Source organism: uncultured Jatrophihabitans sp., from assembly GCF_964244045.1.
GTDB lineage: Bacteria > Actinomycetota > Actinomycetes > Mycobacteriales > Jatrophihabitantaceae > Jatrophihabitans.
The window spans coordinates 45,618-58,432 of the sequence record NZ_CAXTHK010000009.1; the positions used below are offsets into that span (position 1 = coordinate 45,618).

Here is a 12,815-nt window from a genome sequence, read left to right on the forward strand (position 1 = left end):
CCGCAAGCAGGTGAGCGCGCGGGTCGCGATCGTCGGCGCGGGCATCTCGGGTGCCGCGTGCGCCAACGTACTCGCGGCGTCCGGCATATCGGTCGGCGTGCTTGACCGCGGCCGCGCACCCGGCGGCCGCATGGCCTCGCCGACCGTGCACGGCCGGCGCGTCGACCTGGGCGCGGCGTACTTCACCGTCAAGGACCCGGACTTCGCCGGGCTCGTCGACGCCTGGGCGCAGCGGGGTTTGGCCCGGGAGTGGACCGACACCTTCGACGCCTACGGACTGGACGGGCACAGCGCCAAGTCCGGACCAGCGCGCTGGGCCGCGTCCGACGGGCTTCGCTCGCTGGTGCGCGACCTGCTGCCGGCGGCCGAGCTGTCGCACGAGGTTGTCGATCTCGCCGACCTCGACCACGACGCGGTCGTGCTGGCCATGCCGGACCCGCAGGCCGCGCGGATGCTGCCGGCCGATGCGATCGAGTGGGTGACCTACGAACCGGTGATCGCGGTGGCCCTCGGTTACGAACGGCGGGAGTGGTCGTTCGACGCGGCCTTCGTCAACGACGACCCGGACCTCACGCTGATCGCCGACGACGGTTCACGGCGCGGCGACGGCGCGGCGGTCCTCGTCGCACACACCACGTCCGAGCTGGCGAGCCAACATCTGGCCGACCCGTCCGGGGTCGGGCAAACGGTGGCCGATGCCGTGACGCGTCTGCTCGGGCTGGTTGTGCCGTCGCAGTGGACGTACGCCCACCGCTGGACGTTCGCCAAGCCCGCCGGCACCCACGGCGGCGCCCCGTATGGCCTCGTGGACGGCGGCCTGATCGAGGGCAACCGTCTGATCGGGTTGTGCAACGACTCGTGGTGCCCGGAGGGCTCGCCACGCGTCGAGTCGGCATGGCTGTCCGGCCGACGGCTCGGCATCGAGCTGGCGAACCGCCTGACCTGACGGTTACCGAGCGGGCAGGTTCGCGACGCCGCCCCAGACGGCCTTCGCCCCGGAGTCCCCGATCCGGTAGAGCATGATCGTCATCCCGACTGCCACGGCGATCGACAGCACGCTGAGCAGGACCGTCACCCACACCGGGGCCGCCTCACGGGCCTCGGTGGCCTCCGGGCGAACGAGAGTGGCCGTCGACCCACCGCCCGGGCTCGGCTCCCCCGCCTGCGCGCCGGCCCGCTCGGGCCGCGACCGCCAGACGAGCTCGCGACGCCGGTCCACCCACCAAACAACGGCGGCCAGGACGAACAACCCGGCTGCCCACGGCAGCAGCTGGTCCCCGAGGTCGGCGTGCCGCTCGATCGCCTTGCTGCGCGGCAGCCGGTCCTCGAGCCATTCGCCCGCATGCGTGGTCACCGGCACGAGGGCCAGCCCAACGAGGGCCAGCAGCGGCGTGAGCAACCCGAAACGGCGACGGGCGGCGGGCCACAGCACGCCCAGGACAAGCATGATCGCCGCCAGCGGCAACAACACCACTACGGCGTGGACGAGCAGGACGTGGGCGGGCAGGCCGCCGATCTTCACGGGCACGGTGATGGAACGCAGCGGGACGCTGCGCGGTTCAACACCGCGGCAGCGTCGGCAGCGTTGGCAGCACTAGGGTTCGGCGCGTGACCGACTTTTCCGGCGCCGGCGCCGCTGCCCGCGCCAATCGTGCCCTCGATCCGCTGCACGCGATGATCTACTTCGCGCCCGAGGCCGACGAGGAGTTCGAACGCGTAGGGCTACGACGCGGCCGGATGGCCTACTTCGCCGGCCGGGCGGCGCCGATGGGCCGGGTCGGTGCGGGCGTCGTCACCGCGACGTTCTACAACTTCCATCCCAGCCTGGTGGCTCACAACATCCCACGGGCCTGGGAGCAGGCGTCGGTCAAGGACATCCTGGCCGCACGTCTCACTGCTGCCGACCGGGCGCTGCGCCGCCTGCTCGGCGACGCGGTGGACTCGGCCGAGCTCGCGGAGCTGGCCGAGTTGGCCCGCATCGCGACGCATGAGCTGCCGGCGCACGGCCGGGCGCTGTTCGCCGCGCACGCCGAGCTGCCGTGGCCCGACGCCCCGCACCTCGTGCTGTGGCACGCCATCACCCTGCTGCGCGAGTTCCGTGGCGACGGGCACGTCGCCGCCCTGCTCGATGGCGAGCTGTCCGGGCTCGAGGCTCTGATCACGCACTGCGCCACTGGTTACGGCTTCACCGAGGCCGCGGCCAAGGCCACCCGCGGCTGGTCGGACGACGAGTGGGCCGCCGGCGTCGAAGCGCTGCGCACCCGTGGCATCCTCGACAGCGACGGGCTCACCGCCGGCGGTGTTGCGCTGCGAGATGCGATCGAGCGAGCCACCGATCGGCTCTCCGCCGCACCCTGGAGCACGCTGGGTCCCGACCGGGTGGCGCGCGCCGTCGAGCTGGGCCGCGGCTTCACCACGCAGATCGCGGCCAACGGAGCCTGGCCCAAGGGCGTATTCGCCGCTCGCTGACGTGTCAGTGCGCCGGGTGACCCAACCCGGCCCGGATGTGGTCGAAGATCAGGTTCGTCTCGGTCAGCGCGACGTCGGCGTTGCCGCTGAGGTTGATGACGACGAAGTCCCGCAGGTTCTCGGTGCTGGTCGCCGCGATGTGGACGTAGAAGTCGTCGGCGCCACCGAGGAAGAACACGTTGAGCACCTCGGGCAATTCTGCGATCCGTGCCATGAAGTCGGGGATGTGCCCACGGGCGTGCGACTGCAGCCGCACCGAGATCATGGCCTGGATCGGGCGGCCGAGCGCGGCGGGATCGACGTCGGCGTGGTAGCCGCGGATCACGCCACGCTCGCGGAGCGCGCGCACCCGGCCGAGGCAGGTCGACGGTGCGACACCGGCTCGCTGGGCGAGCGCGTTGTTCGGCATCCGGGCGTCGGCAGCAAGTGCGCGCAGCAGCGTGCGGTCGACATCGTCGAGTGCCGGGCGAACGATGTTCGGAGCCGAGGCGGAATCGACCCGTGTTCCTGAACGATCGGATGCCATTCCGGTAACGTACAGAATCTTGTTCACGTCCGTAGCGCCCTGCGCGGCGTTCCTTCATTCTGATGACATGAAGGTCGGTATCCCTCGCGAGGTCAAGAACAACGAATTCCGGGTCGCCATTACCCCGGCCGGCGTGAACGAGCTGGTCCGCCACGGCCACCAGGTCGTCATCGAGGCCGAGGCCGGCGTGGGGTCGTCGATTCCCGACGACGCCTTCGTCGATGCCGGCGCGCAGATCCTGCCCACCGCCGACGACGTGTGGGGTTCCGCCGACATAGTGCTCAAGGTCAAGGAGCCCATCGCCGAGGAGTACCACCGGATGCGGAAGGACCAGGTTCTCTTCACCTACCTGCACCTCGCCGCCGACAAGGCTTGCACCGATGCACTGCTGACTGCCGGAACCACCGGCATCGCCTATGAGACGGTTCAGCTCCCCGACGGCTCGCTGCCGTTGCTGGCCCCGATGTCCGAGGTCGCCGGTCGGCTCGCACCGCAGGTCGGGTCGTATCACCTCATGCGGCAGGGCGGCGGACGCGGCACGCTCATGGGCGGCGTCCCCGGCGTGTACGCGGCCAAGGTCGTCGTCATCGGCGCCGGCGTCTCGGGCATCAACGCCGCCGCGATCGCGCTCGGCATGCAGGCCGAGGTGCTGCTGCTCGACAAGAACGTCGCTCGGCTGCGTCAGGTCGACGCCATCTACCAGGGCCACTGCCAGACGGTTGCGTCCAACGCCTACGAGGTCGAGAAGGCCGTTCTCGACGCCGATCTCGTCATCGGCGCCGTCCTGATACCGGGCGCGAAGGCCCCGACGTTGATCAGCAACGAACTGGTGTCGCGGATGAAGCCAGGCTCGGTGCTCGTCGATATCTCCATCGACCAGGGCGGTTGCTTCGAGGACTCGCGGCCGACCACCCACGCCGAGCCCACCTACCCGGTGCACAACTCGGTCTTCTACTGCGTCGCCAACATGCCCGGCGCTGTGCCCCATACCTCGACGTATGCACTCACCAACGTCACGCTCCCTTACGCCGTAGAGCTCGCCGACCGCGGCTGGCGCGACGCGCTGCGTCACGACGCCGCGCTCGCTGGCGGCCTGAACACCCACGAGGGTCAGCTCACGAACGCACCCGTCGGCGAGGCGCACGGCTACGATTCGGTCGCGGTGGCCGAAGTCTTGGCATAGTCGTGACCAGCTACCGCGACGTCTCGCTCTGGTTCGACCAACTCGCCGAACCGCTCGTCCCGCGCGCCCCGCTGTCGGGCGATCTCGACGTCGACGTGGCGATCATCGGGGCCGGCTTCACCGGGCTGTGGACGGCGTACTACCTGCAGCAGCTCGACCCCGACCTGCGCGTCGTCGTGCTCGAGAAGGAGATCGCCGGGTTCGGTGCGTCGGGGCGCAACGGCGGGTGGTGCTCGGCGCTGTATCCCGTGCCGATCGAGAACCTGGTCCGCGAGGCCGGCCGGGAGGCGGCGCTCGCCCAGTACGCGGCGATGCGCGGCGCCGTCACCGAGGTCGAACAGGTGGCCGTCCGCGAGGGCATCGACGCCGACGTCGCCCGCGGCGGCACCGTCGTGCTTGCCCGCTCCGCGGCCCAGCTCGAGCGCGCCCGCGCCGAGCACGCCGAAGCCGTCGAGTTCGGCCTGGACGGCGACCTGCTCGATGCCGAGCAGGCCCGCAAGCGCCTCAACGCCACCGACGTCTGCGGCGGCACGTACACACCGCACTGTGCCGTCGTCCAACCCGCCAAGTACGTCCGTGCGCTCGCGGCACTGGTTGAGCAGCGCGGCGCGCGCGTCTTCGAGCTGACGCCGGTCACAGGCGTTGAGGCGCACGCCGTGCACACCGCAGGCGGGACCGTCCGCGCCGGCACCGTTGTACGCGCGACCGAGGGCTACACCTCGCAGCTGCCTGGTCATCGACGCATGGTGGCGCCCGTCTACTCGCTGGTCGTCGCGACCGAGCCCTTATCGGACGCCTTCTGGAACGAGATCGGCCTCGCCGAGCGCGAGACGTTCAGCGACTACCGGCACCTGATCATCTACGGCCAGCGCAGCGCCGACGGCCGGCTCGTCTTCGGCGGTCGCGGCGCGCCGTACCACCTTGGGTCACGCATCAAACCGGACTACGACCGGGTGCCCAAGGTCTTCGATGCGCTCGAGCAGACCCTGCACGAGCTGTTCCCGGCCACCCGCTCCGCGCGCATCAGCCACCGGTGGGGCGGTCCCCTGGGCATCGCCCGCGATTGGCACGCCTCCGTCGGGCTCGACCGGGCGACCGGGTTGGCGTGGGCCGGCGGATACGTCGGCGACGGCGTCTCGACGACGAATCTCGCTGGCCGCACCCTGGCCGACCTCATCACCGGGCGCACGTCGGAGCTCACTACTCTGCCGTGGGTGGGCCACCGCTCGCGCAGCTGGGAACCTGAACCGCTGCGTTGGGTCGGCGCCAACCTCGGACTGTCGGCGATGACCTGGGCCGACAGCGCCGAGCAGCGCAGTGGCCGGCCGTCGCAGCTCGCGTCGACAGTGAACCGGCTCATCGGCCGCTGATTATTCGACACATTCTGAATCCAGCGTCAAGAACACTGTTCACCAGGGCCGCTCGGGTGGCAGACTTCGCCTGTGCCCATTCAGTTGGATCAGGTCAAGGCGATCGACACGCACGTGCACGTCGAGGCCGACGATCACGGGGAGGGCGTGGACTAGTTCGACAGCGCGTCGAACGGGTTGTGGGTGCCGAACCGCCGCTGGTGATAGGTCAACGGAGGCAGGTCGAGATGGCCCGCGGCGACGATATTGCCCAGGGCCAACGTGTGATCACCGCCTCGGACCAGCCGCTCGACATCGCAGGCCAGCCAGCCGACGCAGTCGCGCACCCGCGGCAGGCCCGCGTCGAGATCCCACTCAACGCCGGCGAACTTGTCGGCGCCCTTACGAGCGAACGCGGTGGCGACCTCGCTCTGCCCGCTGCTGAGCACGTTGACGCCGAAGCGCCGGGTGCGCCGGATGAGCTTGAGCAGGTCCGAGGAGCGATCGAGCGAGACGCACACCATGGGCGGGTCGAGCGACAGCGACGAGAACGCGCTCACCGTGGTGCCGTGCGGCCGTTCGCCGTCCAGGCCGGTGACCACCGCAACCGGGGTGGCCACCGCACCCATGACCGCGCGAAAGGCGTCCGAGTTCAGCTCGGCGACGACCTCACCCCGGCCGGCCGAGCTGGTCACGAGCTCACCCCCGGCTTGGGTAGCACCGGGCCCTCGTAGGCACGGAACTCGGCGATCAGGCCGTCGTCGTTCGGGTCGTAGACGCCGATTCCGGCGTGCGGCGGCACGCGCCACGAGATGAACTCGAGCGCGGCAGTCCTCCCGTCGTCGGTGGACGTCACGTACTGCAGCGGGACGCCGCCGGTCTTGGCGAACCGATCGGCGAACTGGCCGCGTACGTCATCGCCCTCGAGATATACGCCGTTCGGGACACGAACGCGGAACTCTGGGGCCAGCGTCGCCACGATCCCCGGCCCGTCGGCGGTGCTCAGCGCCGAGTGGTAGGCGACGAGGGTCGGGTGCAGGTCGAGATGCGGCTCCGGACGCTGGACCGGCGGACGCACCCGCTCGGACCCTGGCCCGCCGATGAAGGTCTTGTTGTAGTACACCCGAGCTACCTTCTCAGACCCCGAGTCGTCCCATACGACAGCTACCGGAACCCGCTTCCCGCCCGGCTCGCGCGGCGTGTAGCACAGCTCGTTCACGGTGCGCGGGCCAGCCGTGATCGTCTTGACCAGCTCCAGGTCGGACCATTGCTCGTGCTGCGGACAGACGGGCGACGTGGCGGCGACATCGGCGGGCAGCGCGGGCCCGGTGAACGGGTCGTCCACCCAGGCGCGGGTGGCGAAGCGGTCGGCAAGCTCATCGATCAAGGTCATGGCCACCAGCTCAGAAGACGTCATATTGTTACTGCACCGTCGTGCATACTCTGTCACCCATCGGCTGCTCATCGGCTGAAGGGGGACGCGTGAAATTCTCGCTGCTCAACGCGGTACGAAACCACCCCGACCGCGCCTATCCCCTTGCCGAGGTCCTGCAGATTGCCGTTGGCGTGCGCGTGCGTGAACTGCTCGTCCACCAGCTCGCGCAGGCGCGCGTCGTCGGCCTCGGAGATGGCCCGGCAGCGGGCGACCTCGAGGTCGCGCAGCTGTTGTTCGTCGGTCTCGCTCGCCGTCGCCGGCTCCGTTCCGTCGGGCACTTGCGCCATTATCTGCGCGCCCGTCACGGTAGCGCGCCGCGCGATCGCCGCATTGGGCACACTCGTGTCCGTGACCGAGGAGCTGACGCCCCGCCCGTCGTTGACGAGCATCGCGTACGCCCGGCTCAAGGACGCGATCGTCACGTGCGCGCTGCCGCCGGGCACCCGCATCACCGAGCGTGCGCTGGCCCGCGACCTGGATCTCGGACTCACCCCGGTCCGCGAGGGCCTGGGCCGTCTGGCCAACGAGGGTCTGGTGATCACCCTGCCGCGGCGCGGGTACCTCGTCACCCCGCTGACCGAGCACGGCGTCGACGAGCTGTTCCAGGTCTGGCGGCACGTGTGCGGTGCGGTCGCCGAACTCGCCGTCATCAACGGCACCGACGAGCAGCTCGAGCACGTCATCGCGGTCATCGAGACCTCGCTCGAGCGCGAGATCGGATCCGCGGTCGACAACCGACAGGGTGAGACGTTGTTCGAGGCGTTCGGGCAGGCCGCGGGCAACGAGCGGCTGATGGCGCTGTTCCGCGCGTTGTCGACCGAGATCGGCCGGCTGTTCGTGCTGGCCTACAGCGAGGTCGAGGGCCAGGAGATCTTGCGCAACCGGCCGAACCGCGCATTCGTCACCCTGATCCGCCGACGCGACGCCGAGCAGCTGCGCAAGCGCGTAATGGCGTTCAACGACGCCAACCACGAGCTCGTGCGCAAGGTGCTGCGTACGCACCCGTCGCTCACGGCGCCGTCGGAACCTCCGGTACTGGCGTCCGAGTGACCGTCGGCGCCCGGACGGCATAGGTCGCCGCCAGCCCGCCACAACTCAGCACCGCGATCAGCACGGCCATCGGCACCACGGACTCGTGACCAGCGACACCGGCAAGTGGGCCGACGGCGGCGCCGACCAGGAACTGGAACGCGCCGAGCTGCGCTGACGCCGACCCGGCAATGGCACCGTGCGGCGACAGGGCGAGCGCCGTCGAGTTCGGGCCGATCAGACCGATGGGCGCCACGATGAAGAACAGCGGCACGAGCAGCACGGCCAACGGCGGGCGGCCCGCCGCCACCACGCCCAGTAGCGCCACACCGGCGAGCGCCTGAACGACAAGTCCCACGCGCAGGAGCGAGGCCGAACCGACGCGCTGGACGAGCCGGGCGCTGAACCGGCCGGTGACCATGATGCCGACCGAGTTGGCCGCGAACATCAGGCTGAACAGCTGGGCGCTGCGCCCATAGGCGTCCTCGATCACAAAGGGCGAGGCCGAGATGTAGGTGAACAGCGCCGCCCCCGCCAGGCCGCCGGCCACGGTGTAGCAGACGAAGACTCGATCGCGGACGAGCAGTCCGAACGCCTGACCGGTGGCCTGCAAGCTGCCCTGTCGCTGCTCGGGCGGGTGCGTCTCGTCGAGCGTCAAGGTGCCCAGCAGGATCAACACCCCGATCGCGGCCAGCACAACGAACACGCCGCGCCAGCTGGTCGCGCGCAGTATCTGGCCACCGAGCAGCGGCGAGGCCACCGGCGCGATGCTGCTGACCAGGGTCAGCAGTGAGAACACCCGCGCCGCGGCCGGCCCACCGCCCCAGCGGTCACGCACGATCGCCCGGCTGATCACCAGACCCGCAGCGCCGGCGAGTCCCTGCAGCAGGCGCAGCACGATCAGCACACCCACATTCGGCGCCGCCGCGCACAGCAGCGACAGCACAACGTAGGCACCGACGCCGACGAGCAGCGGCCGACGCCGGCCGAGCGCGTCGCTTAGCGGCCCGGCCACCAGCTGGCCCAGCGCGAGCCCCGCGATGCACGCCGACATCGTGAACTGGGTGGACGTCGCCGAGGTGTGCAGGTCGTCGGAGATGCTGGGCAGCGAGGGCAGGTACATGTCCATCGAGAGCGGGCCGAACGCCGCCAGCGCGCCGAGCACCAGCAACATCAGCAGGTACGCGCGATGCTCCAGGGTGGGGGCGGTGTCGCTCACTTCGGGACCCCGAGCTCGACGGAGCGCGACGCGCCGGACCGGTGCAGGTAGGCGGCGATGGCGAACGCGCCGACGCACAGGCACACGGCACTGACCCCGAGCGACCAGTGCACGCCCACCCCGGCGCCGAGCACCCCGACGCCCAAGCCGCTACCTACGCGCAGGCCGTTGGCCGACATGCCGTAGACGCCGACCACCCGGCCGCGCTTGTCAGGTGGGGCGAACAGCTGCACCAGCGTCTGCCCGATCGACATCGAGGCCAGCGTCATGATCCCCGCCACGAACAGGGCGACGATGGCCACGAGGTACACCCGCGTCACCGCGAACACGAGCAGGCAGCTGCCGAGCGCGAACGTCGTCCACGTCGCGGTGCCTACGGTCAGGCGCAACCGCCCGGTGAATTCGAGCAGGACGCCACCGACGACGCCGCCCAGGCCGGTGGCGAAGAGCAGTACGCCGTACGCAGCTCCCGCCGAAGCGCCGACGTCGTGCGCGAACGCCGGCATCGTCGACTGCAGCGAGGCCGCTCCGAACATCGCGGACAGGCCGGCCAGCGCGATCATCGAGACCATGGTAGGGCTGCCGCGCACCTCGGCGATCGTGTGAACGGCGTCCCGCAAGCCCAGCCGGACCCGCCCGACCGGCCGTTCGTCGCGGGCGTGGCCGGTGTAGGTGGTGGTCAGCAAGAACAACGTCAACGGCAGGTAGACGGCGACGTTGACGAAGATGCCGGTCGTAGGACCGAGCCCGAGCAGCAACGCCGAACCGACGACCGGGCCGAACAGCAGCCCGAAGTTGCGTGCGGTGGCGTTCAGCCGGATCGCGCTGGGCAGCACCCGCGGGCCTACGAAGTCGTGCAGCATCAGCTGCTCGGCCGGCCCCCAGAGCGCGCCGGCCATACCGTGCAACACCAGCAGCACGCACGCCAACCAGATCCGCAGACCGCCGATCAGGAACAGCACACCCCAGGCGACGGAGACGGCCATGAACAGCAGCTGCGCGGCCTGGATGACCCGCCGGCAGTCATACCGGTCAGCCAGCCCGCCGAACCACACCGAGAACAGCAGGAACGGCAACCAGTGACTGATCACCTCGAAGCCGGTGAGTGCCGGCGAATGGAACGTCTCCCACAGCACCCAGTAGGTGATCACGTGCTCGATGTTGTCGGCCATCATCGACAACATGCAGCCGACGAGGTAGCGCCGGCAGTCTTGTTGCCGCAACGCTGCAAAGCGCTCCGGGGAACCTGGTGGTGTCGCTGCCGTGGCCGGCAGCTCGTCGAGCGCTACGTGCGATGCGACGCCGCACGCCATGCACATCGGCGAGCCGGTTCAGCCGAAGAAGCGCATCGCCAGCTGGGCGACGCAGGCCGGCTTCGCCGCGCCGTCCAGTTCGATGACGCAGTCGACGAGCAGCTGCAGCGCCTTGTCGCCGACCGGCTCGGCGGCGGCGAGCGTTGCGACCAGGCGCAGGCGCGAACCGACGGGGACCGGGGAGGGAAAGCGCGCCTTGTTGATGCCGTAGTTGACGGCCATGGTGCGGTCGGTGACCTCGAGAACGCTGGTGAACAGCGGGACGACGAGCGACAGCGTCAGGTAGCCGTGTGCGATGGGACCGCCGAACGGGCCGTTCTTGGCGCGCTCGGGGTCGACGTGGATCCACTGGTGGTCGTCGGTGGCGTCAGCGAACGTGTTGACCTTCTCCTGCGTCACCTCGAGCCAGTCACTACGACCCAGCTCGCTGCCCACGAGGCCGGGGAGTTCGCCCATCGTGGTGGTGGTGGTGGAGGTGGGGGATTCAGTGGATTCGGTGGATTCGGCGGTCATGCGGATGCTCCAGTCGTCATGATCAGGAAAGGTCGGGGATCTCGATGCCGTAGGTCTACGGTTCGGCGCACACTGTGGTCGACCAGGCGTCCGCGATGGCGTCGGCGGACCAGCCGCCGTCGTGGAACGCCGACACGATCTCCTGCGGGTGCGACCTCCTGCGGGTGCGACCACAACGTGAGCTTGTCCCCGCCGATGCCGATGCACTGGCCGGTGATCGACGCGGCAGCTTCGGAGGCCAGGAAGGCGATGAGCCCGGCGACGTCGTCGGCCGAACCGAATGCTGCTGCCCGCCGGACCTTCGGCGGGAACGGCTCGCCGCGTTCCTCGAAGGCCCGCACATAGGGCTCGAAGGCCGGGATGGTCGCCGTCATCGGGGTGGCGGCGCTGGGCACGACGGCGTTGACGGTGATGTTGGAGCGACCGAGTTCCTTGGCCCAGGTGCGGGGCCATCGCCGCGATGCCGGCTTTGGACGCGGCGTAGTTGGTCTGTCCGAAGTTGCCGCGCTGCCCGGCCGGTGACCCGGCCAGGATGAGCCGCCCGCCGTCGCCCTGCTCGCGCATCTGCACCGCGGCCGCGCGGGCGCAGGTGAACGTCCCGCGCAGGTGCACCGTGACGACGGCGTCGAACTCGTCGTCGGACATCTTTCACACCACCCGGTCGCGCAGGATGCCGGCGTTGGTGACCATCGCGTCGAGCCGGCCGACCTCGCCGACCGCGCGGCCGACCAGCTGGTCCGCGGCACCGGCGCCGCTGGCAGCAATGCGAGCACGTACGCGCGGCCGAGACCCCGGCCCGCTCCGGTAACGACGACGGAACGCTCGGACAGGTCCACGACAATTGCTCCTCGGTTGATCGGTGCGCAGTGAAGTCGGTCAGCCGTCGCGACGGCAGGTGTTGCGGCACTCCCCCAGGCCGGCGACTCGCGTGACGACGACATCTCCCTCATCGAGGTACACCGGCGGCTTGCGAGCGTTGCCGACTCCACCCGGCGTGCCGGACACGATCAGATCGCCCGGGCGCAGCGTGATGATGGTGGAGATGTAGGAGACCAGCTGGGCCGGCCCGAACAGCAGGTCCCCGATGTCGGACTGCTGCATGGTCTCGCCGTTGACCTCGCACACGATCTCGCCGGACGTGCCGTCGAATTCGTCGGCGGTCACGAGGTGCGGGCCGACCGGAGTGCTGTTCTCGAACGTCTTGCCCTGCAACCACTCGATGGTGCGGTTCTGGAAAGAGCGCGCGCTGATGTCGTTCACGACCGTGTAGCCGACGATGCCGGCCACAGCGTCCTCGGGTGACACCCGGCGCATGGGGGCGCCGATGACGACGCCCAGCTCAGCTTCCCAGTCCATCTTCGGGTCCTCGACCGGCAGGGCGATCTCGTCGTGCGCCCCGATGAGCGCCTCGGGGAACTTGGCGAACAAAGTCGGGTACTCGGGCAGGTCGCGGCCGGTCTCCAGGATGTGGTTGCGGTAGTTGAGGCCGACGCAGAAGGTCTTGCCGGGAGAGGGCAGCAGGGTTGCATAGTCGAGGCCGTCCACGGGGTGGCTCGGACCGGACTCCTGTGCACGCTGGCGCCAATCCTGGCCGGCCAGCAGGGTGCTGACGTCGGGCACCCCGAGCTCGACCGCCTGGTCACTGTCGATCCGGACGGCCACCGTTGCTCCGGAGCCGGTGCGGATGGTCGCGAGCTTCACTCGGTGGCCTCTCGTCGGTCGACAGTCGGCATCTGCTCGACGACCGACGCCTGAACAGTCACATGTTTCGGGTCGTAA

Annotated in this window: 14 protein-coding genes and 1 pseudogene; 5 read left to right on the top strand and 10 right to left on the bottom strand. The window is 69.9% G+C overall.

Annotation, left to right across the window (positions count from 1 at the left end; translation table 11 throughout):
* The first annotated feature begins 10 nt into the window (after nt 1-10).
* Nucleotides 11-946: an NAD(P)/FAD-dependent oxidoreductase gene (locus ACFFC4_RS09135; protein WP_375499999.1), complete on the top strand. Its 936-nt coding sequence runs from the start codon at nt 11-13 to the stop codon at nt 944-946.
* A gap of 3 nt (nt 947-949) precedes the next feature.
* On the opposite strand, the gene ACFFC4_RS09140 is transcribed toward ACFFC4_RS09135, so the two are convergent.
* Nucleotides 950-1,528: a DUF2231 domain-containing protein gene (locus ACFFC4_RS09140; RefSeq protein ID WP_375500001.1), complete on the bottom strand. Its 579-nt coding sequence runs from the start codon at nt 1,526-1,528 to the stop codon at nt 950-952.
* 80 nt (nt 1,529-1,608) lie between these two features.
* Here ACFFC4_RS09140 and ACFFC4_RS09145 point away from each other — a divergent pair, with 80 nt between their 5' ends.
* Nucleotides 1,609-2,469 (top strand): hypothetical protein, encoded by an 861-nt coding sequence (locus tag ACFFC4_RS09145; RefSeq protein ID WP_375500003.1) that lies wholly within the window; start codon nt 1,609-1,611, stop codon nt 2,467-2,469.
* 4 nt (nt 2,470-2,473) lie between these two features.
* Here the strand turns inward: ACFFC4_RS09145 and ACFFC4_RS09150 are convergent, their stop codons facing one another.
* Complete coding sequence (locus tag ACFFC4_RS09150; protein WP_375500005.1) at nt 2,474-2,995, bottom strand: Lrp/AsnC family transcriptional regulator; 522 nt, start codon at nt 2,993-2,995, stop codon at nt 2,474-2,476.
* A 67-nt stretch (nt 2,996-3,062) separates the two neighbouring features.
* Here ACFFC4_RS09150 and ald point away from each other — a divergent pair, with 67 nt between their 5' ends.
* On the top strand, nt 3,063-4,178 hold the full coding sequence (gene ald, locus ACFFC4_RS09155) for an alanine dehydrogenase (RefSeq protein WP_375500007.1): 1,116 nt from the start codon (nt 3,063-3,065) through the stop codon (nt 4,176-4,178).
* A 2-nt stretch (nt 4,179-4,180) separates the two neighbouring features.
* The gene (locus ACFFC4_RS09160) at nt 4,181-5,548 is read left to right on the top strand and encodes an NAD(P)/FAD-dependent oxidoreductase (RefSeq protein WP_375500009.1); all 1,368 of its coding nucleotides are present in this window, start codon (nt 4,181-4,183) and stop codon (nt 5,546-5,548) included.
* Nucleotides 5,549-5,700: 152 nt separating this feature from the next.
* Here the strand turns inward: ACFFC4_RS09160 and ACFFC4_RS09165 are convergent, their stop codons facing one another.
* The 3 genes from ACFFC4_RS09165 to ACFFC4_RS09175 all read right to left on the bottom strand — a co-directional run bounded on the left by ACFFC4_RS09165 (nt 5,701) and on the right by ACFFC4_RS09175 (nt 7,300).
* Nucleotides 5,701-6,156 carry a flavin reductase family protein gene (locus tag ACFFC4_RS09165; RefSeq protein ID WP_375500190.1) on the bottom strand — a complete coding sequence of 152 codons (456 nt, stop codon included), beginning with the start codon at nt 6,154-6,156 and terminating at the stop codon, nt 5,701-5,703.
* A gap of 62 nt (nt 6,157-6,218) precedes the next feature.
* Nucleotides 6,219-6,944 (bottom strand): nuclear transport factor 2 family protein, encoded by a 726-nt coding sequence (locus ACFFC4_RS09170; RefSeq protein WP_375500011.1) that lies wholly within the window; start codon nt 6,942-6,944, stop codon nt 6,219-6,221.
* A gap of 44 nt (nt 6,945-6,988) precedes the next feature.
* Entirely contained in the window at nt 6,989-7,300 is a 312-nt protein-coding gene (locus ACFFC4_RS09175; RefSeq protein ID WP_375500013.1) for a hypothetical protein, read from the bottom strand.
* Nucleotides 7,301-7,310: 10 nt separating this feature from the next.
* Between ACFFC4_RS09175 and ACFFC4_RS09180 the strand changes: the two genes are divergently transcribed.
* A complete protein-coding gene (locus ACFFC4_RS09180; protein ID WP_375500015.1) occupies nt 7,311-8,012 on the top strand; it encodes a GntR family transcriptional regulator in 702 nt (233 codons plus the stop codon).
* On the opposite strand, the gene ACFFC4_RS09185 is transcribed toward ACFFC4_RS09180, so the two are convergent.
* From ACFFC4_RS09185 to ACFFC4_RS09205, 5 genes and pseudogenes are all read right to left on the bottom strand, one after another.
* The gene (locus tag ACFFC4_RS09185) at nt 7,972-9,210 is read right to left on the bottom strand and encodes a multidrug effflux MFS transporter (protein WP_375500017.1); all 1,239 of its coding nucleotides are present in this window, start codon (nt 9,208-9,210) and stop codon (nt 7,972-7,974) included. The two genes, ACFFC4_RS09180 and ACFFC4_RS09185, sit on opposite strands and share 41 nt — an antisense overlap.
* The gene (locus tag ACFFC4_RS09190; protein ID WP_375500019.1) at nt 9,207-10,529 is read right to left on the bottom strand and encodes an MFS transporter; all 1,323 of its coding nucleotides are present in this window, start codon (nt 10,527-10,529) and stop codon (nt 9,207-9,209) included. The genes ACFFC4_RS09185 and ACFFC4_RS09190 overlap by 4 nt, the downstream gene beginning before the upstream one ends.
* Nucleotides 10,530-10,541: 12 nt before the next feature.
* Entirely contained in the window at nt 10,542-11,036 is a 495-nt protein-coding gene (locus ACFFC4_RS09195) for a MaoC family dehydratase (RefSeq protein ID WP_375500021.1), read from the bottom strand.
* A 55-nt stretch (nt 11,037-11,091) separates the two neighbouring features.
* Nucleotides 11,092-11,872, bottom strand: a pseudogene (locus tag ACFFC4_RS09200) (SDR family oxidoreductase).
* A gap of 40 nt (nt 11,873-11,912) precedes the next feature.
* Nucleotides 11,913-12,737 (bottom strand): fumarylacetoacetate hydrolase family protein, encoded by an 825-nt coding sequence (locus ACFFC4_RS09205; protein ID WP_375500023.1) that lies wholly within the window; start codon nt 12,735-12,737, stop codon nt 11,913-11,915.
* Nucleotides 12,738-12,815: the final 78 nt, after the last annotated feature.

Bases quoted from the DNA above. Each gene is read 5' to 3' on its own strand.
- ACFFC4_RS09170 (WP_375500011.1), bottom strand. From the start codon at position 6,944: ATGACGTCTTCTGAGCTGGTGGCCATGACCTTGATCGATGAGCTTGCC.
- ACFFC4_RS09195 (WP_375500021.1), bottom strand. From the start codon at position 11,036: ATGACCGCCGAATCCACCGAATCCACTGAATCCCCCACCTCCACCACC.
- ACFFC4_RS09150 (WP_375500005.1), bottom strand. From the start codon at position 2,995: ATGGCATCCGATCGTTCAGGAACACGGGTCGATTCCGCCTCGGCTCCG.
- ACFFC4_RS09190 (WP_375500019.1), bottom strand. From the start codon at position 10,529: ATGTGCATGGCGTGCGGCGTCGCATCGCACGTAGCGCTCGACGAGCTG.
- ald (WP_375500007.1), top strand. From the start codon at position 3,063: ATGAAGGTCGGTATCCCTCGCGAGGTCAAGAACAACGAATTCCGGGTC.
- ACFFC4_RS09165 (WP_375500190.1), bottom strand. From the start codon at position 6,156: ATGGGTGCGGTGGCCACCCCGGTTGCGGTGGTCACCGGCCTGGACGGC.